The 26,368-nt window shown below is 54.6% G+C and carries 20 protein-coding genes; 15 read left to right on the forward strand and 5 right to left on the reverse strand.

Annotated features, from left to right (window positions below; translation table 11 throughout):
• Positions 1-54 precede the first annotated feature (54 nt).
• On the reverse strand, positions 55-1,467 hold the full coding sequence (locus AUQ42_RS13190) for a branched-chain amino acid ABC transporter permease (protein ID WP_068519547.1): 1,413 nt from the start codon (positions 1,465-1,467) through the stop codon (positions 55-57).
• Positions 1,468-1,676: 209 nt separating this feature from the next.
• Between AUQ42_RS13190 and AUQ42_RS13195 the strand changes: the two genes are divergently transcribed.
• The 3 genes from AUQ42_RS13195 (at position 1,677) to AUQ42_RS13205 (ending at position 4,597) form a co-directional block, all read left to right on the forward strand.
• Positions 1,677-2,384, forward strand: coding sequence for a TIGR00266 family protein (locus tag AUQ42_RS13195; protein WP_068519724.1), 708 nt, complete (start codon positions 1,677-1,679; stop codon positions 2,382-2,384).
• A 7-nt stretch (positions 2,385-2,391) separates the two neighbouring features.
• Positions 2,392-3,054: a transglycosylase domain-containing protein gene (locus AUQ42_RS13200; RefSeq protein ID WP_082817861.1), complete on the forward strand. Its 663-nt coding sequence runs from the start codon at positions 2,392-2,394 to the stop codon at positions 3,052-3,054.
• A 139-nt stretch (positions 3,055-3,193) separates the two neighbouring features.
• Positions 3,194-4,597: an FAD-linked oxidase C-terminal domain-containing protein gene (locus tag AUQ42_RS13205; RefSeq protein WP_068519548.1), complete on the forward strand. Its 1,404-nt coding sequence runs from the start codon at positions 3,194-3,196 to the stop codon at positions 4,595-4,597.
• 58 nt (positions 4,598-4,655) lie between these two features.
• Here AUQ42_RS13205 and AUQ42_RS13210 read toward each other — a convergent pair whose 3' ends face one another.
• On the reverse strand, positions 4,656-5,744 hold the full coding sequence (locus tag AUQ42_RS13210) for a lipid A deacylase LpxR family protein (protein WP_068519549.1): 1,089 nt from the start codon (positions 5,742-5,744) through the stop codon (positions 4,656-4,658).
• A gap of 294 nt (positions 5,745-6,038) precedes the next feature.
• Positions 6,039-6,875 carry a DUF2189 domain-containing protein gene (locus AUQ42_RS13215; RefSeq protein WP_068519550.1) on the reverse strand — a complete coding sequence of 279 codons (837 nt, stop codon included), beginning with the start codon at positions 6,873-6,875 and terminating at the stop codon, positions 6,039-6,041.
• Between the two features lie 463 nt (positions 6,876-7,338).
• On the opposite strand from AUQ42_RS13215, the gene AUQ42_RS13220 reads away from it, so the two are divergent.
• The 10 genes from AUQ42_RS13220 to queG all read left to right on the forward strand — a co-directional run bounded on the left by AUQ42_RS13220 (position 7,339) and on the right by queG (position 22,029).
• Positions 7,339-10,941: an AsmA family protein gene (locus AUQ42_RS13220; RefSeq protein ID WP_068519551.1), complete on the forward strand. Its 3,603-nt coding sequence runs from the start codon at positions 7,339-7,341 to the stop codon at positions 10,939-10,941.
• Between the two features lie 171 nt (positions 10,942-11,112).
• Positions 11,113-12,639 (forward strand): inorganic phosphate transporter, encoded by a 1,527-nt coding sequence (locus tag AUQ42_RS13225; RefSeq protein ID WP_068519552.1) that lies wholly within the window; start codon positions 11,113-11,115, stop codon positions 12,637-12,639.
• 233 nt (positions 12,640-12,872) lie between these two features.
• Complete coding sequence (locus AUQ42_RS13230) at positions 12,873-13,418, forward strand: VUT family protein (protein ID WP_068519726.1); 546 nt, start codon at positions 12,873-12,875, stop codon at positions 13,416-13,418.
• Between the two features lie 91 nt (positions 13,419-13,509).
• A complete protein-coding gene (gene queA / locus AUQ42_RS13235; protein WP_068519553.1) occupies positions 13,510-14,562 on the forward strand; it encodes a tRNA preQ1(34) S-adenosylmethionine ribosyltransferase-isomerase QueA in 1,053 nt (350 codons plus the stop codon).
• A gap of 6 nt (positions 14,563-14,568) precedes the next feature.
• Complete coding sequence (gene tgt / locus AUQ42_RS13240; protein WP_068519554.1) at positions 14,569-15,711, forward strand: tRNA guanosine(34) transglycosylase Tgt; 1,143 nt, start codon at positions 14,569-14,571, stop codon at positions 15,709-15,711.
• Between the two features lie 10 nt (positions 15,712-15,721).
• The gene (gene queF / locus AUQ42_RS13245) at positions 15,722-16,189 is read left to right on the forward strand and encodes a preQ(1) synthase (RefSeq protein ID WP_068519555.1); all 468 of its coding nucleotides are present in this window, start codon (positions 15,722-15,724) and stop codon (positions 16,187-16,189) included.
• A 212-nt stretch (positions 16,190-16,401) separates the two neighbouring features.
• On the forward strand, positions 16,402-16,926 hold the full coding sequence (locus tag AUQ42_RS13250) for an RNA polymerase sigma factor (RefSeq protein ID WP_068519556.1): 525 nt from the start codon (positions 16,402-16,404) through the stop codon (positions 16,924-16,926).
• 94 nt (positions 16,927-17,020) lie between these two features.
• Entirely contained in the window at positions 17,021-18,079 is a 1,059-nt protein-coding gene (locus AUQ42_RS13255) for a FecR domain-containing protein (RefSeq protein ID WP_068519557.1), read from the forward strand.
• A gap of 164 nt (positions 18,080-18,243) precedes the next feature.
• Positions 18,244-20,757 (forward strand): TonB-dependent siderophore receptor, encoded by a 2,514-nt coding sequence (locus tag AUQ42_RS13260; protein ID WP_082817876.1) that lies wholly within the window; start codon positions 18,244-18,246, stop codon positions 20,755-20,757.
• Between the two features lie 117 nt (positions 20,758-20,874).
• Positions 20,875-22,029 carry a tRNA epoxyqueuosine(34) reductase QueG gene (gene queG, locus AUQ42_RS13265; RefSeq protein WP_068519558.1) on the forward strand — a complete coding sequence of 385 codons (1,155 nt, stop codon included), beginning with the start codon at positions 20,875-20,877 and terminating at the stop codon, positions 22,027-22,029.
• Here queG and AUQ42_RS13270 read toward each other — a convergent pair whose 3' ends face one another.
• Positions 22,030-22,815, reverse strand: a complete 786-nt coding sequence (locus AUQ42_RS13270; protein WP_068519559.1) for a phosphodiesterase — start codon at positions 22,813-22,815, stop codon at positions 22,030-22,032.
• A gap of 75 nt (positions 22,816-22,890) precedes the next feature.
• On the opposite strand from AUQ42_RS13270, the gene AUQ42_RS13275 reads away from it, so the two are divergent.
• Positions 22,891-23,202 (forward strand): ribbon-helix-helix domain-containing protein, encoded by a 312-nt coding sequence (locus AUQ42_RS13275; RefSeq protein ID WP_082817862.1) that lies wholly within the window; start codon positions 22,891-22,893, stop codon positions 23,200-23,202.
• 59 nt (positions 23,203-23,261) lie between these two features.
• Complete coding sequence (locus AUQ42_RS13280; protein WP_255355906.1) at positions 23,262-25,067, forward strand: asparagine synthetase B; 1,806 nt, start codon at positions 23,262-23,264, stop codon at positions 25,065-25,067.
• A gap of 28 nt (positions 25,068-25,095) precedes the next feature.
• On the opposite strand, the gene AUQ42_RS13285 is transcribed toward AUQ42_RS13280, so the two are convergent.
• Positions 25,096-26,190 carry a response regulator gene (locus AUQ42_RS13285; protein ID WP_068519561.1) on the reverse strand — a complete coding sequence of 365 codons (1,095 nt, stop codon included), beginning with the start codon at positions 26,188-26,190 and terminating at the stop codon, positions 25,096-25,098.
• Between the last annotated feature and the right edge of the window lie 178 nt (positions 26,191-26,368).

Genomic DNA, 26,368 nt, shown 5'->3' on the forward strand with positions numbered 1-26,368 from the left:
CTTTCTGCCTGACCATTGAAACCGATAAGCGGTTCTGTCCCGGGCCTTTGATTTTTATATTTGTCCCGCGCGCGGCGAGAACAAGCTGTCTTTTCCATCATTTACGCCCAAAAGCCCGCCGGGCCGCAGGACCAGAATGGCGGCAAGCAACCCGAATACCGCGACATCGCGATAGGCGCCGCCGAAATATCCGGACCAGTATGCCTCTGTCAGGCCGATGACAAATCCGCCCAACCAGGCCCCGCGCATCTGCCCGATGCCACCAAGAATGGCCGCGACCAGTGCCTTGAACCCGAAAAGTGTACCGGAATGAAAGTTAATCACGCCATAACGCAACGCCATTACAGCACCGGCAATGCCGCATAAAAATCCAGCCAGAACAAATGATTGCTGTTCGATGCGTTGCAACGATATGCCGCACAGACCAGCAGCAATGCGATCCTGGCTGATTGCGCGCCATTGGCGCCCGAACCGGGTATTTGCCATCATCCAGATCAGGACGCCACCAACTGCAACGGCCATGCCGATCGACAGAACGTCAAATCCAAGCATGCGCACAACGAACTGATCGCTGCGCAGGACCGCAAACGAATATTGCCACAGCGGCGGCAGATTGAAATTGCGGGCCGATATGACAAGCCGGACAAACTCCTGAATGAACAAAACACATCCAAGCGATGCCACAATCACGGCCCGGCCACCCGCGGCCTTGCGTCCGAGCGGCCCGAAGACATTGCGCCAAGTCAGATGGCTAAGTCCGGAACCGACAAAGACCGCCATCGCGGTTGCCCCGATCACGATCAGAAAAAGGTTCCATCCGGCAAGCGATGATAACAGCAAACCGCCAATCACCGTTGACAGGGCCGCCGTCATGACGATTTCGCCAAAGGCCAGATTGATCCGTCCGATCAACCCGTAAATCAGCGTGAAAGACAGCGCGAGCAATCCGTAAATCGCCCCGCGCGACAGGCCATTGATACCAAGTTGAAGCCCATAGGCCAGATCGCGGGAAACTTCGGGGACATCTGGCGTCAGGCCGTGCTGATCAGGGTTTTCATACCGATCAAGCGCCTGCCTGCCAACGCGATCAAGCCAGAACCGGTTCAGGATCGAAAGATGGGTCGGGGAAACCGGCCCGAACCGGCTGGTTTCGATCCCGATTAGAGTGCCGGGACTGTTGGGTTTGTCCGCACGTGAAAACAGACAGGTCATTTGATGGACCGGCAGGGACGATATGGCCGATGGTGACGGACCTTTGTCGGGAACCGTGCGGGCATTGTCCGGTATGATCTGATAGTGCAGGGTGATGCGCGTCTGATCGGTGATTTCGTCAAATCGGGTCAGAAGCCGGATTTTGGGTGCTTCGTCTTCAATACCGGGAAGGGCAATGCGGCAGATGTTGAATTGCCAGGGATCATCGGGCTGACAAGCGCCAAGGCCGATCGCCAGAAATGGCATCAGCAGCATAAAACGCCAGCATCTGAAAGCCCGGAACCGATGAAGCACGCAATTCCCCGGCAGAGTTCGTGATGGCATATCCTGCTTGATTTTCAGGTTTTTACAAGAAAACGATGCCATCTATTGCCGGATTGTTGCCCCTTTTTCTTGCGATCAGGATCAACAGGTTCCAGACTTGCGCCAAACAGATTGATGATTTCATAAAAGGAGACGCCCGCATGGCAGACGTGATCGACTATACGATCCATGGCGAAGAAATGCAGTTGGTCGAAATCGAACTGGATCCGGGCGAGGGCGTCCGGGCCGAAGCCGGTGCCATGATGTATATGGGCGATGGCATTGCCATGCAGACCGGGACGGGCGGGGGCCTGTTTTCCGGGTTCAAGCGCATGCTGACCGGTGAGGGGTTCTTTATCACAAGCTTTGTCCATGAAGGATCGGGCAAGGGGCATGTTGCCTTTGCTGCCCCCTATCCCGGCAAGGTGGTGGCACTTGATCTGGCGGAACTTGGTGGTGAAATCATCTGTCAGAAGGATGCGTTCCTGTGTGCTGCGGCCGGGATCGATATTGATATCGCCTTTTCCAAAAAGATCGGTGCGGGCCTGTTTGGTGGTGAAGGTTTCATTCTTCAGCGCCTCAGCGGTGATGGCATGGCCTTCATGCATGCCGGGGGCACGATCATCCGCAAGGATTTGCAGCCGGGCGAAACGCTTCGGGTTGATACCGGTGCACTTGTCGCCATGACCCCGTCGATTGATTATTCGATCAAGTTTGTCGGCGGCTTTACCAATGCACTGTTTGGCGGTGAGGGACTGTTTGTCACGACCCTTGAGGGCCCCGGCACCGTATGGCTGCAAAGCCTGCCATTCTCGCGTCTGGCGGATCGTATTGCCGCGGCCCTGCCACAGGATCGAAATAAGGGATAGTTCTTTAATGACTTGGCTGGTTTTGAAGCGTGTAACCATTGTCTTCGCTATTTGCACGTTCTTTGGGCTAGTTGGTTATGGTGGTTCGGGTTGGCTCGATGCTCGATCAGATAGTGAGGTGCTTGCCTTACAAGCAGACAACTTGATTGCTGATGGCTTTGGTCCCGAGGCTCTTGGTTCGGAGCGTCTCAAGTGGTTGCTAGCTATCGAAGATCCAGATTTTTATGGGCACAATGGCATCGATGTTTTTACCGCCGGCGCAGGTAAGACAACACTGACTCAGTCGCTTGCCAAGCGCTTGGCATTCGATGATTTTCGGCCAGGAATAGGTAAAATTCGCCAGACAGGTTATGCCTTGGGGTTAGAGCAGGAGCTCACAAAAGAACAAATTCTTTCTCTGTTCCTGAAAACGGCTGAAATGGGCAATGGGCCAAATGGCTGGATGGTTGGGTTCTTTGAAGCTTCCCAAGTACTGTATGGTTATGCGCCTGGGAGCATAACCCGAGACGAGTTTTTGAGGCTTGTCGCTGTTCTAATAGCGCCCTCCAGACTTCATTTGCTTAAACCAAACGATGAACTCATTGATCGCGTCGAGCGCATTGATAAATTGCTAAGAAATGAGTGTTCTCCGAAGGCGAACAAAGACGTTTGGCTTTCGGAGTGTGGGTAAATAATGTTCCGATCGGTGAAAAAGGTAATACCAATTTCGGATATCTGGGCGTAGGGTAGGTGCCGAACAATTTTGGCCAGTTGGTCCGCCCCACAACGTGACCAACGCCCAACTGCCACCAGGACCAAAGAGGAAACCCATGTCAGATCGTCAATATGAACGCATTGAAACACCCGAAAGCCTGATCAGCGCCCTGCGCGAGATGCTTGGGGATCGTCTTTCAACTGCGCAGGCTGTGCTTGAACAGCATGGCAAGGATGAAAGCTGGCACGAGGCATCGCCGCCCGATGCGGTGGTTTTTGCAACCTCGACCGAAGAAGTCGCCGAAGTCGTCAAGCTGTGTGTTGCCCACAATGTCCCGATCGTTCCGTTTGGCACGGGCTCATCGCTTGAAGGGCATGTTGCGGCATTGCGCGGCGGGATTTGCATTGATGTATCGCGGATGGACGCGATCCTTGAGGTCAATAACGAAGACCTTGATTGCCGTGTTCAGGCCGGTGTAACCCGCGAACAGCTTAATGATCACTTGCGCGATACCGGTCTGTTTTTCCCGATTGATCCGGGTGCGAATGCATCGATCGGCGGCATGACTGCAACCCGCGCATCGGGCACCAATGCGGTGCGTTATGGCACCATGCGCGACAATGTGCTGAGCCTGACGGTCGTGACCCCGGAAGGCAAGATCATCAAGACCGCCAATCGTGCGCGCAAATCATCGGCCGGTTATGACCTGACCCGTCTGTTTGTCGGGTCCGAGGGCACGCTTGGTGTGATCACGGAAATCGGATTGAAGCTTTATGGCATCCCGGAAGCCATGTCGGCTGCTGTCTGTGCCTTCCCGACGGTCGAGGCCGCGGTTGATACCGTGATCCTGACCATCCAGGCCGGCATTCCGGTTGCCCGGATCGAGTTCCTTGATGAATTGCAGGTCCGCGCGGTCAATAACTATTCCAAGCTTGATCACAAAGAAGCCCCGACCCTGTTCTTTGAATTCCATGGCACCGAAGCCGGTGTGAAGGAACAGGCCGAGTTTGTTCAGTCCGTTGCCGAAGAATACGGTGCCGAGGAATTCCAATGGGCAACCCGCCAGGAAGACCGCAACAAGCTGTGGGCCGCACGCCACAAGGCCTATTACGCGTCACTTCAGCTGGAACCGGGCAAGGCCGGGATGCCGACCGATGTGTGTGTGCCGATTTCAAAACTGGCCGAGGCGATCACCGAAACCCGTGCTGATTGCGATGCCAGCCCGCTGACCTGCACCATCATCGGTCATGTCGGCGATGGCAACTTCCACACGCTGATCCTGCTCGATCCCGAAGATCCTGCACAGATGGAAGAAGCCAACCGCCTGCATAAGCGCATGGTGGAACGCGCCCTGAAACTCGGCGGGACCTGCACGGGGGAACATGGCATCGGTTATGGCAAGCTCGACTTCATGGTTGCCGAACATGGCGAAGATACGATTGCCATGATGCGCGCCATCAAAGCGGCCATTGATCCCAAAGGTCTGATGAATCCGGGCAAGCTGATCCCCGGGCTTTGATATCATCATACAATTTGGAAAAGTGTTGCAAAACGGGGCCCTTGGGCCCCGTTTTTCGTCAGAAGCGGAATGACAGTGAAATCGATCCAAACTGATCGGCACCGCTTTGGGCGGTGAATTCCGGGGTGCGATAGACATGTGTGTAGGTCAGGCGCGCCTGGCCGATGATCATCGCAAAACCGATCTGAAGGTCCCCGACCAGCGGTTCCTTGTCGACCGACGCACTGTCGGCAAAGGTATTGCCATCAAGGGTGATGTCGCGCACGACATAGCGGCCGGCAAAGCCCGCGAAAAGATATCCGCTGACCGGGAAGCCTTCTGTATCCGGGACAAAGAAGTCCGAACCGGGCAGGCTTGGGCGAATGCGCGGCGGGCCGTAATCGGCAGGCAGGTCAAAGCCCATGCGGAACATCGTCCCGATTTCGGCATTGGTGAACGCATTACCAAGGGTCACCGCCCCGTGCGGTGTGGCATCAAACTCGATGCCTGAAACGTCGGCTTCAAACCAGCTGCGATATTTCCGTTCATAGGTCAGGCCAATGATCGGTTCATTCTTGATCTGGTTATCCCAGCCTTCCGGGCGTGGGCTGTCGATCAGTTTATGCACGAAATCCTGCGTTTTGTCGGCAAGGGATGCCGGGCCCACAACGCCAAGTGTCAGTTCAAGCGTGTCGATGCGCGAATAGTTGCTTTCGCCGTCATCGGATTTCAGTCCGGTATCAGACAGAAGCCCCGCCGTCCCGTAAAGCATCCCGGCCCAGGGGCGATCATCGGGCTGGTGTTCGGCGATGGTTATGTCGTCGGGGGTATACATGGTCTGGCCCAGCGAATAGCTGGTGCGAATGCGTCCTTCGGATGCGAAAAAAGGCACCTGTTTGGCAACGTTCAAAAAGGCCGCAGGCGCACTGTCTTCTGGCGAAACAAAGGCCAGTCGCACACCGTTGGTGTAATGCTGATCACTGTTGGTCGGTGTGAAAAGGTCGTTTTCAACCGAAAGCGACACACCCCATTTTTCATCCGGCGTACGCGTTGATTGCGGCCCGTCTGCCGTATTGGTCTGGGCATGCAGGGTTCCCATCCCGGCGACTAAGGCAATCAGTGACGCTGAAAGTACGACAAGATGACGAACTGCCGGGGCCTGATACATAATGAATTATCTCATGAACGCAGATGGTTGCAGGGAAACATGTGAAAGTTCGGATATTAATTGGTCCTGACCCTATGACCACAGAATTTGGACAATTTGTGGCGGGTTTGTAAGTGCTGTCTGGATGCGGGGCCCGATTACAGAAAACCGGGCCAATCTATTGTAACAGTGAAACAATACGATGCCATGATTGTTCCCGCAATGATGTGATCTGTTTATCACAATTTCGGCTTTGCGCACAAAAACGCCGCCAGTGTGGCGGCGTTTGGAGGATGGTCTGGCCTGTTGGGCTGGTTACGGCACCTGTCGACGCAGGCGCGCGACATCGGCGTGACTGGTGTCAATGATCCCGCGATAGGCGTGCCAGCTTGAATAGCCAAGCAACGGCATCATGATCGCCAGTCCGAACATGAAGACAACCATGCCACAGGCGGCAAGAATGGCAATCACCGCAGCCCAGCCAATCAGAACTTTCCAGTTTTTGCGAAACGCATTCACACTGATGATGACAGCGGTAATCACATCAACATCGCGGTCAACCAGAAGCGGGATCGAGACCACCGAAATGGCAAAAACAATGATCGCCAGCGCACCGCCAAGGATGGAACCGGTAATCAGGAATGTAATCGCATCGCGCGAAAAGAATGTTTCCCAAATCAGGGCATCAAGTGACGGCATGGTTCCGTTGTAAAACAGCGCGAACAGCAACATCGCAATCCGCGTCCATGCCAGGAAGAACAGCATCAGCACAACACCGATCGCCCCGATCTGTCCGGGGTTGCGGCGAAAACCGTTCAGGCTGTGCCAGATGGTAACATTTTCGCCCATCTCAAGGCGGCGGCTGGTTTCGTAAAGGCCCACGGCGACAAGCGGTGCCAAAAGCATGAAGCCCGCAGCCAGCGGTAATGTCAGGTAAGGCTGTCCGGTTCGAAAGATGCTCAGGATCACGAGCCACCCAGCCAGGACGCAAAGCGCACCATAGGTCAGGCCAATCGCCGGTGTCTGTTTGAAGTCCCGCCAGCCAGCCTGCAGCCATTTGCCGGACTGGTCGGTTGTGATGGTCCGGATCGTAATACCGTGCAGTCCGTTGTCGACCGTGTTTTCTGGCGTTTGAATTGTTGTATCGGTCATTTTCATCCTCCCTGTCGCGGAAAAGCGCGATGATCTTTCGATATGAATGAAAGTCAGGATTGAATTTATTGTTTTCTAAAATGTATCATTTTAATCGACGATTTCCAGTATCCAGTTGATTTTAAACTATGTATTTGGCTCGAAAGGTGTTTCGAAACTGGAATTTATGGTTTGGTTACGGCCTGTTCGATGCTTGTTTTTATTTGTTAAAAATTGTGCGATTTCTGCGCGATGCTTGACCCGTGTCCGGGGGCTGCTCACATGTTATGGGCCGGGGCGATAAGGCGGTGGAAAAATGCATCCCGCAAGATCGCGCACCATGTCGTGTAATGAATGCAACATTCTCTCGCCATTTTCTGTTGCGACAGATGTCACGAGCCCTATGATTTTGGACTGAAAATCAAACCATTGAGGGTCACGGCCAAACGGCAGTGTGACCTTGCGAGCGAGCGGAGCCTGACTGTTGAAAAAGATCCTTGCCGTAATCGGTGCGTTAGTAGTGGTGCTTGTAGCCGCATTGCTGATCATTCCGTCCCTGATTGATTGGAATGGCTACAAGGCACAGATCACCCAGGCCGTCCGGGATGCGACGGGCAGGGAGCTTGTCCTGACGGGCGACCTGTCAATGTCGCTGATCCCGTCGCCGTCGCTTTCGGCAAGTCAGGTGACCTTGGGCAATTTGCCCGGCGCACAGGATGCCGACATGGTTTCGATTGAAGAGGCACGGGTTTCGGTTGCCCTGATGCCGCTGCTTACCGGCAATATCCAGGTCACCGAAGTCAGCCTGATTGATCCGGTCATCGCAATCGAGACATTTGATAACGGTACTAACAATCTGGTCTTTGATCCGGCAGCTGCGCCGCGTTCCGGACCGGATGCAGGCACGATAACGGTTCCGCAAACTGAACCCCAGCCCCCGGCAGACAACGAGGAAAATGGCGGCAGTGCCACAACCGCGACTGACGAAACCGCATCGGGCAGTGATTTCGCAAGCACGATCAAGATCGATCGTCTTGAAATCGAAAATGCCACCATCATTTACCGCACCCCGGGTTCGGTCGAACGTATCGAGGGTCTGACGGTTGGTGTGTCGGCCGACAGTCTGAATGGTCCGCTCGAAGGGGAAGGGTACGTTTTCTATCGCGGTATCCCGCTGACATTTGGCTTTAATGTCGGTCAGATCAGTCAGGTTGCGCCATTCCCGATCAGCCTGAAAGTCGGCATCGACAAGGTTGACGGTGGTGTCACCGTTGCCGGACGTGTCGATCTTTCAACCGACAATCCCGGCTTTGATGGTCAGATTGACGGTGATTTCAAGGACCTTCGCGAGGCGGCCCTGCGTATTGCCGGCGATGGTGCAGAAATCCCCGATATTGCGGCAAAGCCGCTTGATCTTGGTGGTCACATCACCGCGAATGCAAAGTCGGTCACGTTAAATGATCTGTCGATCCGCTTTGGCGAGACCCGTGGTTCAGGCGCCATTGCCATTGATCAGGAACCCAGCATGCGTGCCGATGTCGCATTGCGGTTCAACCAGCTCGACCTTGATAGCATTCTGGTTCTGGCCGATATGGGCGACGGGGCCGAGGCATCATCGGGTTCTTCATCGACAGATGCGGCCGGATCGGCAACTACGGGCAATGACGGTGCAACCGATGGCAGCGCGCAATCCATCCCGTCGCAAAGTTCGGTTAAAAAAGGTGACAGTGCAAATGCACCGATCATTCCGGCTGATCTGACAGCCGCGATCGATTTTGAAGTCGAAACCCTTATTTATAATCAGACCCCGGTTCACAATGCGCGGGTCAATGCCGCGATTGCCAACAGCAAGATCACCCTGAACGAGGTTTCAGCAGGCCTTCCGGGCGGGACCGACTTTGCGGTGTTCGGCAGCATTTCCGGCGAAAAGCCCAAACTGTCTGCGGCACTGAGCTATGAAATGGCATCGGAAAACATCCGGGCGGTGATCCGTTGGCTGGGTGTTGATGTTGACGGTGTTCGTGCAGACAGGCTGCGCCGGTTCTCGCTGACTGGCGGGATCAAGGGAACGCCCGATCAGTTGAACATTTCCGATCTTGACCTTCGGATTGATGACACCGCCATTCGTGGTGCGGTTGTTGCCAATCTTGGCGGTTCGGGGCTGCCGGCACTTGGTATCGGCCTGAAGCTCGACCGGATCAATCTTGATCAGTATGTCGCAACCGCCCAGACCAGTGGCGATGCATCCGCAACGACGTCGGGCAGCGCGGGCAATGGCACCGCAACCGGAACGTCCGCCACGGGCGGGACTGCGAACGGTGCTTCAAACGCGACCGCGGCCAAGGAAGACATGGTCAAGGTCATCAAGGACGCATTGGCGCCACTTGATGGGCTGGCGGCAAATTACCGGCTGGCTGCCGATGAAATCATTTCGTCGGGTGTTGCTGTGCGCGGCATCATGATTGATGGCAGCATCAAGGGGCGCGATATCACCCTTGGCAATTTTGCCGTTTCAGATGCCGCAGGGCTGAGTGCATCGGCAAAGGGTACCTTTAATGGCAGTGCCGATATTCCGGCTTTTGAAGATCTGTCTGTCCGGGTAACCGCAAAGACACTGGAACCGCTTGCCAAGCTTACGGGCATTACGCTTCCGGCACCGGCAAGCAGCTATAAAAGCATTCAGGCAAATCTTGGCCTGAATGGTCCGATTACCGGTCCGACCCTTAAGCTTGATGTGTCCAACCCGCTTATGCAGGTGGCACTTGATGGTGTGGTGTCGCAGATGCTGGGGGCCAATCCCGGACTGGATGGCAAACTGGCGGTGCAGGCATCCAGTCTGAACCGTGCGCTTGATCTGGTTGCGCCGACCTATACGCCATCAGGTAATCTTGGCCGACTGGCTGTTTCCAGCACGGTCAAAGGCAATGCGCAAAATGTTGCACTTGATGATCTGAAGCTTGTGCTTGGTGCGTTCGAAACCGCGGGTAAGGTTACCTTTGATGGCAGCCAGGCACAGCCGAAACTGACGGTCGCACTTTCTGGTGGCAAACTGGTCGTCGATCCGTTCGTGCCCGCACAAAAGCGCGCGGGTCTTATGCCCGGTATTGGCAGTGGTCCGCGCAAGGCCGCGTTCAATCTGCCGGCAAGCATGACCGCAACACGTGTTGATGCGCGTGATGGTACGCCTTGGGATGATACCGTCATTGACGTATCGGCATTGCGATCGATTGATGCCGATATCGCCATTGCGCTTGATCAGCTTGATTTCGATACCTATAGCCTTGTGAACCCGGATCTGAAGGCATCCCTGGTTCAGGGACTTCTGACGATCTCGAACTTCAAGGGACTGTTGGGGGATGGTGATCTTGGTATCAACGGGACGTTTGATGCACGTAACACGGATGTGCCGCAACTTGCGCTGAAGGGGGATCTTGATGGTGCGCGGATCGAACGGCTGACGCCGATCAAGGTGGCCAATGATACGATTATTGGCGGTGCGAACCTTAAATTCGATGTTACGGCATCGGGTAATACGTCACGCCGTCTGGTTTCGGCCCTGAACGGCACGGCCAATCTGGTTTTGACCGAAGTCCGGTTCAGCAATGCGTCAAAACGGTCGAGTGATCCGAAGCTGAATATCGAAGCCCTGCTGCGTCAGGGGCCACAGGCAATGGTCGTCGAAGGGGTTGGTAACAACGATCTGTTGCAATCGCTTGAAGGTGACATCACCATCACCAAGGGCATTGCCAAGACCACCCGCGTCGAAGCGCTTTCGCGTGTCGGGACGGCGGATGCCGATGCGACGCTTGATCTTCCGAAATGGGTGATGGATACGACCGCAGATTTCGATTTTTCCAAGAAGATCGAAGAACTGCCGCCGTTTAGCGTTTATGCCAAAGGCAAGATCGATGATCCGGTCATTACCGGACGCATGGACAAGGTTGCGGTCAAGGTTCTTGATAACATCCTTGATAAGGCACTTGGCGGCAGCAGCTCTGGTAACAGTGATAGCGGATCAGGTGGCAATTCACCCGAAGATGCGGCAAAGGGCCTTTTGAAAGGGCTTTTGAATCAGTTTGGTCGCTAGGCGTCCGGCATTGTGATTACACAGAAAATGGCCCTGCATAGCGGGGCCGTTTTTCGTTTGTCCTCAGACGGTTGTTCGTATGTTGTAATATAACGGCAAAAAAACCTTAACAAACGGGCTCGGCTTCGACATGATCCGCGCGTCGATTCCCTTTTGTGGTAACGGTTGATTATGTCGGTTAAAAAAACTGCTCTGGATAAGGACCTCAAGTGGCAAAAGCGCATGGATGCCGGGATGGGCGCAACTGCGTCGATCAGTGCAAAACTTGGTCTTGCCATTGTTTTCCTGCTTGCCTGTAGTGCGTTTGTCGCCTTTCACATGGGCGGACTGCCGCAAAGTGGCTTCCTGATCGCCGCTGCTGTGATCGGCGGTTACATGGCGCTCAATATCGGTGCCAATGATGTTGCCAACAATGTCGGTCCTGCGGTCGGCTCAAAAGCACTGACCATGGTTGGTGCGCTTTTGATTGCCGCCGTGTTCGAAGCCGCAGGTGCGATCATTGCCGGTGGCGACGTTGTCGGGACCATCAAGAACGGCATTATCGATCCAAACCAGATGCCTGATGCACAGACCTTTGTCTGGGCGATGATGGCGGCGCTTTTGGCTGCTGCCCTTTGGCTGAACCTGGCGACCTGGCTTGGGGCGCCGGTATCAACCACGCATTCGATCGTTGGCGGTGTGATGGGGGCTGGCATGGCTGCCGTCGGGCTTGGTGCTGTCAACTGGCCGACCATGGGCACCATTGCTGCCAGCTGGGTGATTTCCCCGGTCCTGGGTGGTCTGATTGCCGCAGGCTTCTTGGCCTTTATCAAATTCCGCATCATCTATACCGAAGACCGCGTTGCGGCCGCACGCAAATGGGTTCCGATCCTTGTTGGCGTGATGGTTTCGGCATTCTCGATGTATCTGATGATGAAGGGTGTGAAGAAAGTCTGGAAGGCCGATACCCCGGTTGTGATTGCCATTGGTATCGCCGCATTCTTTATTACGGTCATTCCGGTCCGCAAGGCCGTGATCCGTGCATCGGCATCGATGACCGGACGGCGCAAGGAAATTGCATCGCTGTTCCGTATTCCGCTTGTTGTGTCGGCAGCTCTTTTGTCCTTTGCCCACGGTTCTAACGACGTTGCCAACGCGATTGGCCCGCTTGCAGCCATCGTATCAGGTGTGGATAGCGGTGAAATCGTGACCAAGGCCCCGATCCCGATCTGGGTTATGGTGATTGGTGCGCTTGGTATTTCGGCTGGTCTGATCCTGTTTGGTCCGAAACTGATCAAAACCGTTGGCTCCAAAATCACCAAACTTGATCCGATCCGTGCCTATACGGTTGCGCTTTCGGCGGCATTGACCGTGATTGTGGCCTCGGCACTCGGTCTTCCTGTCAGTTCGACCCACATTGCGGTCGGCGCGGTGTTTGGTGTCGGTTTCCTGCGTGAAAGCCTGTCGCATCGTCGTCGTCAGGTAGCACCGCCGATGCTGGTGGACGCCCCGGAAGGCGAACAGTCCGACGAACATCTCGAAGCATTGCGTCAGATTGATCCGAACGAAGCCGAACGGGCCGAGAAGAAACTGCGCAAGCGTCTTCTGGTGCGCCGTCGCTATGCGGTGACGATTGCAACGGCCTGGGTGGTGACGGTTCCGGCCGGTGCCTTCCTTGGGGCGCTGCTGTTCTTCACCATTCGCGGTATCATGCTGTAATTGCAATAAGAATAAAGTTTCGCGGCACGGCGTCCCACTTTCCCCGGGGCGACTTGCAGCGATCTGCAGCGGCGGTCAGGGTAACCTGGCCGCCGTTTTTCCTTGACCATACGGGGGGCGGGGCGTAAACAGCGCCCCAACCAAAGTTATCCGAACCCGGTCTTGATCGTCGCCCAGTAAGGTGGGCCGCGAGATTTGTTATGCGTGGGTTCACCTTTTTGAAGGACGAAAAGATGAAAGCGATCATTTTCGGCATTCTGGCAATGGCGGCGACTGTTGTTGCGTCGAACATTCTGGTCGAATACCCGCTTCCGGGTGTGTTGGCAGATTGGCTGACCTATGGCGCCTTTACCTATCCGGTGGCGTTTCTGGTAACCGATCTGACCAATCGTGCTCGCGGTGCAGGGGCCGCACGTATTGTTGTGCTGGCGGGCTTTGCCCTGGCTGTTGTGTTGTCGCTGATCCTTGCTGACACGCGGATCGCCATCGCGTCCGGTACTGCTTTCCTCATTGCCCAGATGCTTGATGTCACCATCTTTGACAAATTGCGTCAGGCAACTTGGTGGAAAGCACCGCTCGTTTCATCTGGCATCGGTTCGGCAGTTGATACGGCATTGTTCTTTTCGATCGCCTTTGCCGGTACCGGTCTTCCGTGGGATACCTGGGCACTGGGTGATTTCACCGCCAAGGTGATCATGGCGCTGACCTGTCTTGCGCCGTTCCGTCTGTTGATGGCGGTGGTAACGCCGCGCCTGAATGCGGAACCGGCACAGGGCTGATATGACGCGCCAAGCCTTGTGGTTTTGAACGAAGGGGCGCATAAAACGCCCCTTCAATTGTTTGTCCAATCAACCGGAATAATCCCGATCCATGAAAGTCGATCTGTTCGATTTCGAATTGCCGCGCGAACGCATTGCCGAACATCCGGCAAATCCGCGTGATGCTGCACGCATGCTTGATCTGTCTGCTGGCGGAATGACCGACCGTATCGTGCGCGAACTGCCCGATATTTTGCGCCCGGGTGATTTGCTTATTTCAAATGATACCCGCGTGATCCCGGCGCGCCTGTTTGGCAAGCGCGGAGACGCCAAGGTCGAAGTCACCCTGCATAAACAGGAAGGACTGGCAGAATGGGTGGCGTTTGCAAAGCCGGCCAAAAAGCTTCGGATCGGAGAAACCTTCAAGGTCAATGACGAGTTTGAGGCCGAGGTTCTTGATAAAAAAGACGGCGGCGAGGTCACGCTGAAATTCAACCGTTCGGGTGCCGATCTGATCGCGGCACTTGAAAAATACGGTGTCATGCCGTTGCCGCCCTATATCCGTCGTGAAGCTGGCGGAAATGATCAGGATAAATCCGATTATCAGACCATCTTTGCGCAAAAAGATGGTGCTGTGGCCGCCCCGACAGCGGGCTTGCATTTTACCCCGGAACTTTTGGCCAATCTGGATGCACGCGGGATCAATCGCCGCACCATTACCCTGCATGTCGGGGCGGGCACGTTCCTTCCGGTCAAGGTTGATGATACCGATGACCATAAAATGCATGCGGAATGGGGATCGATCAGCAAGGAAATCGCTGATCTGATCAACGAAACGCGCGCCAATGGCGGACGCGTTGTTGCGGTGGGTACGACGTCGCTGCGCCTGCTTGAAAGTGCAGCGCGCGAAGATGGTGTGGTTGAACCGTTCGAGGCGGAAACCGACATCTTTATCACGCCGGGGTATAAGTTCCGAGCGGTCGACATGCTTTTGACCAACTTCCATCTGCCGCGTTCGACCCTGTTCATGCTGGTTTCGGCCTTTGCCGGGTTTGAGCGCATGAAGGCCGCCTATAACCACGCGATCGAAAACGAATACCGTTTTTATTCTTATGGCGATTGCAGTCTGCTTGAATGCGCCAGTAAAATTGATGCACGGACATAAATTGTCATGACCGAATTTCGCTATGAATTGCTTGCCCAGGATGGCAAGGCCCGCTTGGGGCGCATCCACACCGCGCACGGCGTGATCGATACGCCGACTTTCATGCCGGTGGGGACTGCCGCCACGGTTAAGGGCATGTTGCCGGAAAACGTCGCCGATACCGGTGCGCAAATCCTTCTTGGCAATACGTACCATTTGATGCTGCGTCCGGGTGCGGAACGCATTGCGCGTCTTGGTGGCCTGCATAAATTCATGAACTGGGACAAGCCGATCCTGACTGACAGTGGCGGGTATCAGGTCATGTCGCTGGCAAAATTGCGCAAGATCACCGAAGAAGGTGTCACCTTCAAAAGCCACATTGACGGGCGTAAGTTTAACCTGACGCCGGAACGCTCGATGGAAATCCAGCATTTGTTGGGCTCGACCATCACCATGGCCTTTGATGAATGCACGCCGTTCCCGGCAACCGAGCAGCAGGCCCGCGAAAGCATGCAGATGTCGATGCGCTGGGCCAAGCGGTCCAAGGACGCCTTTGTCGAACGCGAAGGCTATGCGCTTTATGGCATTCAGCAGGGCAGCGTTTTTGAAAACCTGCGTCGTGAAAGTTCTGAAAAGCTGGCCGAGCTTGATCTTCCGGGCCATTCGGTTGGTGGTCTTGCAGTTGGCGAAGGCCAGCAGATCATGTTTGATACGCTTGATTTCTGCGTCGATATGCTGCCGACCAACAAGCCACGTTACCTGATGGGGGTTGGCAAGCCGTCTGACCTTGTTGGTGCGGTGATGCGCGGGATTGATCAGTTCGATTGCGTTCTTCCGACCCGTTCGGGCCGCAATGCGCAGGCCTTTACTCATCGCGGGACACTGAACCTTAAGAACGGTCGTCATCGCGATGATGACCGCCCGCTTGATGATCAGTGCAATTGCCCGGCTTGTACGAAATATTCGCGGGCCTATCTGCATCATCTGATCAAGGCGGGTGAAATTCTGGGCGCGGTTCTGCTGACCTGGCATAACCTTGCCTATTATCAGGATTTGATGCGCGGCATGCGCGAAGCCATTGCCGAAGGCCGGATGGAGGCCTTTGCGCGCGATTTCCATGCCGGACAGGAAGGCGGGGATATCGATCCCGTGCCGATCATCGAAGATTAAGGAGGCTGTCATGGCCGATCAGACCATTTACGACAATCTGACCATGCTGGGCGGTGACACGGTACAACCGGCATCCCCGGACGAAGCCGTTCTTGAACGTGTTCAGAACCCGCAGGCCGGAACAGATTACTGTGTGCGCTTTGTCGCACCGGAATTTACATCCCTGTGTCCGATCACCGGGCAGCCCGATTTTGCCCATTTGGTGATCGACTATGTACCGGGTGACTGGCTTGTCGAAAGCAAATCGCTGAAGCTGTTTCTGACGTCGTTCCGCAATCATGGTTCATTCCATGAAGACTGCACGATCAAGGTCGGCAAGCGCATTGTCGAAACGCTTGATCCGAAATGGCTGCGCATTGGCGGATACTGGTATCCGCGCGGCGGTATTCCGATTGATGTGTTTTATCAAACCGGTGCCGCACCCGAAGGTGTGTGGATCCCGGAACAGGGCGTTGCCCCGTATCGCGGGCGCGGATAGTCTGGCGCATCGGTCAGGATTGGCGGACTGATGGCAAAGAATTCAAAGGGCTGCCTTGTTTCGCAAGGCGGCCTTTTTCGTGCGATTTTGGCAAGGGTATAATCAGTTGTTGATAATTATTCGCATTGTCATTTTCAATTGATCCTGCTAAGTCAGAAGCCGGGCAGGGGAACCTGCCGGGTTTGTGTTACTGGTTTGGTTGGAAAACGGCGATGGCGCGCCAAAGCGCATCAGTCCTTATTGCGAGTTTTCAGGAAAACTATGAACAGCTTTTGCGGTTTCTGACCCGAAAGCTGAATGGTGATTCCGAACGTGCCGCCGATGTTGCCCAGGACACCTTTGTGCGCCTTGCCAGAACGCCAGATACTGACGACGAAATCGACAATCCCCGGGCCTATATCTATCGCGTGGCCGGGAACCTTGCGATTGATCAGATCAGAAGTGACCGCCGCCAATCCGCCCATCATGATGGCGCAGATGGTGCGTCGGAGATCAGTGATCCCGAACCCGGCCCGGAAAGAATTTATCTGTCGCGTGAACAGGTCAAACTGCTTGATCAGGCATTGAACCAGTTGCCGGAAAATGCCCGTGCAGCATTGCTGATGTTTCGGGTAGAAGGATTGTCCCATACCGAGATTGCCGAGAAACTTGGTGTTTCCAACAGCATGGTCGCGAAATATATTGGTCGCGCCTTAAAGCATTGCCGTGATGCGCTTTTGGCAGGGGGCGAAAAATAATGTCAAAAAAAATGGCATCATTTGTTCTGCTCACTCGTCTTAATAACAGGAATAGCCGTTTATCAAAGACGGCACAGGATCGGGGACGGTTACTTTGAATTCGGGTGCATCCGCACATCAGCAGCCAGTTCTGCAAGGCTATGACAATGACATGGTCGCATTAAGCGATCAGGCCATTGACTGGCTTGTGCGTCTGCAATCCGATGATGCGACGGATCATGATCGTCAGGCATTTGCCAAATGGTCGGCCCAAAGTGATGCGCATATGCGCGCAGGCCGCGATGCAGAGGCGCTGTTTGGGGCGGTCGATCAAACGCAAACCGCGCAGGACTGGACGGGGCAGGTTGCGCCATTGTCACCAAATGCAGCAAAGCCAAATAGCCCAGCACGAACAAAACAGAGTCCGGCAGCCCGTCCTGTTGCAAGGTTTGGCACACGCCGGTTTGCCCTGACGGCTGCATCGCTTTGTGCATTTGTTTTGATGATTGTGACCGGGGCTGGCATGCAAAGCGACATCTGGGCACGCTGGAATGCACAATACAGCACTGATATCGGGGGGGCTAAAACCGTCAACCTGCCGGACGGTACGGTGGCCCACATGAATACGGCGTCGGCCTTTTCCATTGATTTCTCTGACGGGGTGCGGCGGGTTGATCTGGCCGCGGGCGAGGTGATCTTTGATGTGGCCAAGGATGCGCAACATCCCTTTATCGTTTCCGCCCAGGGTGGCGAAGCCATGGCTGTTGGCACCGTTTATGGCGTTCGCATCAAAGATGATCATGTGAATGTTACGGTGCGCGAAGGTATCGTTGAAGTCAGTACCGGTGTCGGAAGCAGCATACGCCTTTTGGCCGGGGATCGCGCCGTTTATCAGAATGGTCGCGGCCCGCAGGCAGATGGAACCGTTGACCTGGCAGCGTATGGAAGCTGGCAACGCGGCAAGCTGATCTTTAACAACCGTCCCTTGGGCGATGTGATTGATGAAGTTCAGCGCTATAAGGCCGAACGTATCGTCATTGCCCGTGATGCAGTCCATAACTTGAAAGTTACCGGTGTATTTGACATTGCCGATCTTGATGCATTGCTTGATACGCTGGAACAGGCAATGAATGCCCGGGTTGTCAGGTTGCCGCTTTTGACGGTGATCTACTAAATCCTGTTCCCGGCTGGCCGGTTTTCGGGCCTTTTCCAATAAAATCGAAAAAAATTGAAAAATCCGGTGCAAATCGCGTTGGGTCAGATCGTCTTAAGGTCAAAAGCGAATGATTTCGGTTCTTATAATCATTCGCAAACAGGGGAATGACCGGAAGACTTATGATGAATTCAACGAAGATGATGGCACAGGCCGCAGTCAGTCAAAAAGCTGCCCAGCGGAGTGGGACTTTACGTAATGGATGGGTGCGCCGTCTGGCTGCTACCACGGTGATCTCGGGGATCACGGCAACGTGCCCGATCGTCGCACACGCAACCGAACAGCAAACACCGGTATCGATTGATGCGGAAGTCGCGCAGTCGACTGTCGTACGCCTTGATATCCCGGCACAGGAACTTGACCGTGCGCTGACCAGTTTTGCAGATCAAGCCAACCTGAAGCTGCTTTTCCCGTCCCAGGGACTGAACGGGCTGCAAGCACCGGAACTTAAGGGTGAGATGACTGTTGATGCGGCTCTTGATCGTCTTCTGAGCGGAACGGGTCATTTTTGGCGCTACACCGATGGCGGCACGATTACAATTGAGCCGCTTTCCGAAACTGGCGAGAACGTCACCGACGCCATCCGGATTGAGGCAAACAGTGTCGGCGAAAAGGCGGATGGCCCTGTTGACGGATATATCGCCACGAAATCACTGGCCGCAACCAAGACCGGGACACCGATCCTTGAAACATCACAAAGCATCACGGTTGTGACGCAGGATCAGATGGAAGATCAGGGTTCGCAAACCATCATGCAGGCCATGCGCTATACCCCCGGTGCCTTTACCGGACAGGTCGGGGCGTCAAACCGCTATGATTATGTGATCCTGCGCGGGCTGGTCGACCGGTCGATTGATAATATTTATCTTGATGGCCTGAAAACCATGGGCGATGACTCGACTTATAGCTCGATGCAGATCGATCCGTATTTTGTTGAACGCGCAGACGTTGTCAGAGGCCCGGCTTCTGTCCTGTACGGACGCAGTTCACCGGGGGGGATCGTTGCGCTTTCAAGCAAAAAGCCGCAGTTCGAACAGCAGGGCGAGATTGAGGTTTCCTATGGCAACCGCAATCAACGCGGTATCGGTTTTGATCTTACCGGTCCGCTTGATGACGCCGGAAAGCTTGCCTTTCGCGTGACGGGCAAGGCGGACGCGGCCGACACCCAATATACCGGTACCGAAGAAGAACGTTACGCGATTGCACCTTCGCTGACAGCGAACTTCACGGATGATACCCGTGTTACCCTGATGGCATATCTGCAAAAGGATCCGGAAGGCGGAACCCATAACGGTCTGCCCTCAGAGGGCACCTTGTTCCCGCGCAATGGCAAATACATCTCGACCGGATTTTTTGATGGTGACCCGTCGCTCGAAGCGTTCGAAAGAACCCAGAACATGGTCGGATATCAGTTCGAACATGATTTTGATGACAATCTGACAGCGCGCCAGAACTTCCGTTTTCTTGATGCATCGGTCCATATCGATCAGATCTATCAGACTGGCTGGGATGGATCGTCTGATAACCTGAACCGGCGCTATGGCGGTGGTGACGAAGACATGCGCGCTTATGCCGTTGACAACCAGCTTCAGGCCGAATTTGCGACAGCGGATATCGACCATACCGTTCTGGGTGGCTTTGATTATCAGCATCGCCGCGTTGAAAATGCCTGGCAGTTCCCAAGTGCATCCAGCATCAATGCCTTTAACCCGGTATATGGCAACACCGGTGTGACGATTGGCGCGCCGACAAACAGCAAAGTGCAGACGCTTGAACAAGCCGGTCTTTATCTTGAAGACCAGTTGGAATACGAAAAATGGCGCTTTTCCCTTGGTTTGCGCCAGGATTGGGTCGAAACCACCAAGCATGACCGCCTGACACAGAAGAACACCGGTGAAGACCGTCAGAAGCTCACCAAGCGGGCAGGGGTGCTTTATCTGTTTGATAATGGTGTCGCGCCGTATGTCAGCTATTCCGAATCTTTTAACCCAAGCCTTTATTCCGATGTCGCGGGCAATCCGATCGAACCGTCAGAAGGCACGCAGTATGAGGCGGGTGTAAAATACCAGCCCGAGAACGGCAACCTTCTTTTGAGTGCGGCGGCCTTCTATCTCGAACAGGATAATGTCGCGATTTACGACTCATCGACCTATGCCTATGATCCGGTCGGCAAGATCGTCAGTCAGGGGCTTGAGCTTGAAGCACGTGCGAACCTGAACGAAAACCTGAGTGTGATGGCGTCATATACCTATACCGACGCGGCCTATGACGCGCCGGGCGATACCAAGGACGGCAAACAGCCGATGCAGGTGCCAGAACATATGGCATCACTTTGGGGCAACTATTCGTTCTATTCCGGGGTGTTGAATGGTCTGTCCATTGGTGCCGGTGCGCGGTTTGTCGGTGAAATGGCAGCCAATGAAACCAACACCATAACGGTTCCGGATTACACCATCTTTGACCTGTCGCTGAACTATGACATGGCCAATGTCGGTCTTGAAAACACCGATCTTCGGGTCAATGTGAACAACCTGCTCGACGAAGAATATGTCGCGTCCTGTTTGATCACGTCGTCATCGGACAACTGTTACTATGGCGAGGAACGTTCGATCCTTGCGACCGTGCGATATCGGTTCTGATCAGCACTACTTTCCAATCAAGGGCCGCAGCATCGTGCTGCGGCCTTTTGCGTTTCAGGCAGATGATTATATAAGGCAGCAGAGAGAGGCCCAAACAAGACAAGCCCGACTGATGCCATGACCACCAAGACGCGCAAGACCATCACCTTTGACATGCTTGAGGCCAAAGCCCGTGAAATCGGCTTTGATGTCTGTGGGGTGGCGCGCCCGGAAATTGATCCGCGCAATCAGCAGCGTCTGGATGAATTTGTTGCCGCGGGTGAATACGGGTCGATGGCCTGGATGAATGATCCCGAACGTCTGCCGCGCCGGCGCGATCCGGAAATGCTGTGGCCGGATGTCAAATCGGTGATTGTTCTGGGCAGCAATTATGGCCCGGCCGAAAATCCGATGGCGCTGCTTGATCACCCGGACCGGGCGATGATTTCGGTTTATGCCCGCAACAAGGATTACCACGACCTGATCAAAAAACGCCTGAAACAGCTGGCCCGCTGGCTGGTTGAGCAATCCGGTGGAACAGAACAGGTAAAAGTGTTTGTTGATACCGCCCCTGTTCTTGAAAAGCCGCTTGGCCAGTCATCGGGGATTGGCTGGCAGGGCAAGCATACCAATCTGGTATCGCGGGAATTTGGCAGCTGGCTGTTTCTGGGCGAGGTCTTTACCACCATCGAATTTGCACAGGCAGAACCGGAAATCGATCATTGCGGGTCATGTTCGAAATGTCTTTCAGCCTGTCCGACTAATGCCTTTCCGGCGCCTTACAAGCTTGATGCGCGCAAATGCATTTCCTATTTGACGATCGAACATGACGGACCGATCCCGGGTGAATTCCGAACGGCAATGGGCAATCGTATCTATGGCTGTGATGATTGTCTGGCGGCCTGTCCCTGGAACAAATTTGCCAGCCGCACCGAAGAACTTGCCTTTATCCCGCGTGCCGAATTGACCGCACCGCGACTGGCGGATTTTCTTGATCTTGATGATGCATCATTTCGGGCATTCTTTACCGGGTCGCCGATCAAGCGCATCGGACGGGCAAAGTTTTTGCGCAACGTTCTGATCGCCGCAGGCAACAGCTGCTCAGAACGGCTGATCCCGAAAATCACCGCCTTGCTTGCCGATGAAAGTGCTCTGATCCGTGCCAGTGCCGTTTGGGCGCTTTCGCGTTTGATGAGCAACACGGCATTTGATGCCCTGAAGGCTGAACATTATGACACCGAACAAAGCCCGATTGTGCGCGACGAATGGGATTTGGTGCCGGTCGCGGCCTGATTACAAATCCATATCGAATTTCACAAAATCAAAGTGATAGCGAAGTCCGCCCTTGGGATCGGTAAAGCCGATGCCATAGCCCGGGCCAAGCGGGTTGCGATCTTCGAGTTCTTCTTCCTTTTCATGGCGGAAATCAAGCGGCTCCCCGCATTGGGTGCTGTTGGCCAGAACAAATGGCACACCAAGCCAGGTTCCGGTTGCCGGTCGGTGAAGATGGCCAAAGAACAGATGTTTGATCTGTCGGTTTGCCTGAACGATTTCGCCAAGTTCATGTTCAACATCAAGCCGGATCGTATCCATGAAAGGCAGACCCATTTCAAAGGGCGGATGATGCATGAACAGGAAAGTCGGGGTATCGCGATGGGCGGCAAGTTCGTCACGCAGCCATGCAAGACGACGATCACATAACGTGCCGTGATGATGATCGGGAACGATGCTGTCCATCATCACAAAGCGAACCCCGCCAATCGTTTGACCGAAATTGACAAAGCCGTTGGCATCAATATCGGTGGTCGGGAATGCATCGCGGAATGCTTCGCGGATATCATGATTGCCCGGAATGACCAGATAGGGAATGGCAAGTTCCGACAGGATATCAACAGCATGTTCATACTGTTCGGGTGTGCCGCGATGGGTGATATCCCCGGTAATTACACAAATTTCCGCATCACGGTGCAGTGCATTGACTTCGCCAATAACCTTGCGCAGCGTCGCCGCAGCATCGGGCTTACGCGACATGTCATTGCGCGACAGAATATGAAGATCGGAAAGATGTATGAATTTCATGACGATGCCCTATCATGATCAAAAGCATTTGAAATCATGTTCGTTTTTCCCAGACATGAAAAGATATAAACGCCGATGGATGACAGCGTTCGTAAAAGATCAGTGACAATTGCCGGGCACAGAACCAGCTTTTCGCTTGAAGATGCGTTCTGGCAGGAACTGGTCGGTATTGCCGAACGCCGCAACGTGACCCTGGCGGAGCTTGTTGTCGAAATTGATTCCGATCGCGACGGTAATCTTTCAAGTGCGCTTCGCCTTTATGTGTTGCGTGACCTTCAAAACCGCCTTGCCAGCCAAACGTCAAATCAGACGACCGGCCAAGCTCAAACTGGCCCCGGTGCAGCAGGCGCACCCGATGATGCGCCCGGTCCGGACAAACAGGCATAAGGTCGATGTGTGGTATTGCCGGGCTAACAGCACCAACTGATCAGCCGGCAATGTCGCGCATGTTGCAAAAACTGTCCCATCGTGGCCCTGACCATCAAGCAATATGGACAGAGCCCGATGGTGCAATGGGTGGAACGGTCGCACTTGCCTGTGCGCGGCTCATGACCACGGATCCCGATCCATCTGCGGATCAGCCATTGATGACATCAGACGGGAAATTCGTTCTGGTATTTAATGGCTATATTGCCGGTCACCGCCGCAAGATTGCCCGCCTGTCAAATGATGGTGCTTTGCCACGCAGTTCCAGTGACGCCGAACTTGTCTTGCAAGTGCTGGCGCGTGCCGTTGCGGATGACTGCGATGTTGCCGATATTCTGGCCGGTCTTTCCGGACAGTTTGCGCTGGCACTTTGGGACCGGCCGCAAAGGCGGCTTTGGCTGGCTTGCGATCCGTTGGGGATCAAGTCGCTTTATGTTGCGCATCGCACCAATGGTGACATTGCCTTTGCGTCGGAACTGGCGGCACTTGATGAAATACGGGCAGGGCAATTCGATGACACCGTTGCATCAGATTACTTTGCCCATCTGTTCGTGCCAGCCCCGGCAAGCGGTATTCGCCAGACAGAACGTCTGAAGCCGGGAACGGTCCTGTGTTGGCAGGATGGCAAAACATCGCGCAGCATCATCGCCCATCCGGCGACAGCCGAGCGCGCGGGGCAGGCAATACCGGATGTAATCGCGGATTTGCGCCAACATGTTCGTCAATCGGTTGCCGACGCGATGGATGTTGATTGCACCCTTGGTTGTCTGGTTTCAGGCGGGCTTGATAGTGCCGGTGTAGCGGCAATCGCATGCGACATTGCGCGCGCGCATGATCATAATCCGCCACCTGCATTCACGATGGGGTTTGCTGACCCGGCGCGTGATGAAACCGATGCAGCACGTAAATTGTGTGCGCATCTCGGGCTTGAGTTGAACATTGTGTCGGCCCCGCAAAAGGCGGACGAGATTTTAGATATTCTGACAGCAGCACTCGGAGCCGTCGGAGTACCCTTTGCCAATCCTGCGATTGTTTTGAACTGGAAACTGTCAGAGCGGGTGGCGCAGGATGTGCGGGTCTGTCTAAGTGGCGATGGCGGTGATGAGCTGTTTGGCGGTTACCCGCGATATCGTGCCGCACGGTTGTTTGACAGTGCCTGGCAATATCTGCCAGCAAGCCTGCGGCGATTATCGGCACATGCCGGACAGGGGATTGGCAATCGCGCATTGTCGCGGTTCCTGATTGGCGGCCAAGGGGATGCAAAGACGGCATTTGCAGTCTGGAATAACCGTTGTGCGATTGGGGAACTGACGGCGGCGTTGCATCCCGATGATGGCGGTTTTAACGTTAAAAGGCCGCTGGCCGATCAGATGATGACGTTTGATCGTGATGTGACCTTGCCCGGTAATCAGCTTGTCATGGCTGATATTTGCGGGATGGCGTTCGGGCTTGAATATCGGCCGCCATTGTTGGGCCATGATATCGTACGCAAAGCATCCCAGGTGCCGGCGATATCCCATCTTCGCGGGGACGGTAAAGCGGTTTGGCGTGAAGTCGTTGCGCCGTTTCTTCCGGACTGGCATCTGCGCAATCGCAAGATCGGATTTAATCCGCCTGTTGCAAACTGGCTGGCGATGCTGGGGCCATATATCTGGGGGGACGAGACCCGGATTTTGCAAAACCTGTTTGCGCATGGGGGAATGACATCAACCGAACAACGCAAATGCTGGAAGCGTGCCATATCGGGGCGAGATATGGACATGTCGCTTAGTGTTTGGGCGCTTCTGGTTTGGGCGGTCTGGCCAATGGTTCGCAACGGGAAATAGCCAGTGGCAGGAACAGCGTGGTTTTGCCTTATGCCGTGCTGTCACCGGCAATATTGCGCGACCGGCGATACAGGTTAAGGGCGGTCAGGGCGGTTGGCGCCAGCTGAACGACCTGGCGCGACAATGAAAGCACGCGTTCTTCGTCAAGGTTGCTGTCTTCAAACACCGACTGGGTCGTTTCGCACAATTCCGACAACTGACGTAATCCAAAGGTCCCCGACGTGCTTTTAAGGGCATGGACTTCGTTGCGCACGGTTTTCAGGTCATCTTCTGACAGGGCCTTGTCGATTTTGACCAGCCGTGATTCCGTTTCATTGATGAATATGTCGATGCCGCATTTTGCGCCTTCATCCCCGGCATCATTGTAAAGTTGTTCAAGAACACGGATATCAAGCACCGGGCTTGTCGGGGATTCCGGACGTGGCGGGCGACCAATGCGCGCGCTTTTGCTGCGCAGATGCGGCGGGGGCGAGTTTTTGGACTGGGCGTTGCTGACCGTTCCCGGTGCACGCGAAATCAGGTCATGCATGGTTTCGATCAGCTTTTCGCGCTGGATCGGTTTGTTGATAAATTCATCGACCCCGGATTGGCGGGCAATGACATTCCAGTCACGCGACTGATGTGCCGACAGCGCAATGATGGGGGTTTGTGAAACCGGTCCTGCCATGTGGCGGATACGGCGGGTGGTGTGCAAGCCGTCCATATCGGGCATTTCAACATCCATCAGGATCAGGTCGGCATTGACCCCGCGGCGCAGCATGTTCAGAACCGTTTGTCCGTTGCTTGCTTCAACGATGCTGTATCCTTCGGCCTGAAGGATACGACGGGCGACCATGCGGTTGCTTTCGCTGTCATCGGCGATGATGACGGTCCCGATTTTGGAATCATTGGCCGAATTTTCGAGATTGATTTTATCAAGCGGCAGAAGCTGTGGCTTGACGAAGCAAACGGAAATCATGCCGCCATCGGCAAGTTCGGTTTCGTTGAAAATCAGATCTTCTTCGGCAACACCGGTGATCAATTGCTCCCACGCCGGATTGGCATAGACAATCCGTTCGTCCGCGTCAAAAAGAGCAATGCCTGCTTGCGTCTGCGCAAGTGCATCAATGATCCGATGTTCCATTGGCCACCTACCGATTCGGTGCCCAGTCCCTTACCAAAAGGCACAAAGATTCTTTTTGGGTGAAACGTTCACGTTTCTTGTATGACTCTTAATATTGTTACAGTTTTTTCTAATAAGTCCATGATTTTTAACAGTCGCGGATCTAAGTCACTCAAAACGCGTGAAACACTTGTTTGAA

Origin of the sequence: Thalassospira sp. MCCC 1A02491 (genome assembly GCF_001613785.1) — a bacterium.
GTDB classification, from domain to species: Bacteria; Pseudomonadota; Alphaproteobacteria; order Rhodospirillales; family Thalassospiraceae; genus Thalassospira; species Thalassospira povalilytica.